This window comes from Arthrobacter ginkgonis, assembly GCF_039540195.1.
GTDB lineage: Bacteria > Actinomycetota > Actinomycetes > Actinomycetales > Micrococcaceae > Zafaria > Zafaria ginkgonis.
The window spans coordinates 1-665 of record NZ_BAABEO010000037.1 but is presented as its reverse complement, the minus strand read 5'-3'; the positions used below and the strand labels follow the sequence as shown (position 1 = coordinate 665).

General features: G+C 68.6%; 1 protein-coding gene. It reads right to left on the bottom strand.

The features are described from left to right. Positions 1-78: 78 nt before the first annotated feature. Positions 79-665, bottom strand: a 587-nt coding sequence (locus ABD912_RS23155; RefSeq protein WP_345154796.1) for an SRPBCC family protein, incomplete at its 5' end; no start/stop codon positions are given.

Here is a 665-nt window from a genome sequence, read left to right as displayed (position 1 = left end):
GCCTGCTTGGGTCGCTCAAGCGGGCCGGGCTGGAGATCAGCCGGCGGATGGGGTATCCGGCGGCCGGGTGAGCCGGCCTTAGCCGACGGTGGTTTCGGCGCGCTGTTCCAGGGGGAGGGTGTCGGCGGTGATGCCGAGCAGGTGTTCGCCGGAGAGCGGCACGTCGCCGACCTTGGATTCGACCCAGTCGTGGAAGGCGCGGATGTGGTGCTCGCTGGGGACCAGGACCCCGCCCTTGGCGTAGGCCTTGGAGGCCATGCCCGGCTGGCAGCGTTCGCACGCGTCGAAGTCCTGCATGTTGACCCGGTGGAAGAGTTCGACCGAGGCGGTGACGTCCTTGCCGGACTCGACCACGGAGGGCAGGTAGAGCCAGTCGCACTCGACGATGGTGTGGTCGGCGGCCAGCGGGAACATCCGGTGGATGATCACGTGGTCCGGGACCAGGTTCACGAACACGGTGGGCTTGATGGTGATCGCGTAGTAGCGCCGGTCCTGGTCCTCGCCCACGCCCGGGATCAGGTCCAGGCCCTCGGACCCGTCCACGGTGAAGCCCTTGATGTCTTCGCCGAACTCGGCGCCGTGGCCCACGAAGTACTGCGCGGCCAGCCCGTCGGCGAATTCGGGCAGCACCTCGGTCAGCTCCGGGTGGATGGTGGCGCAGTGGT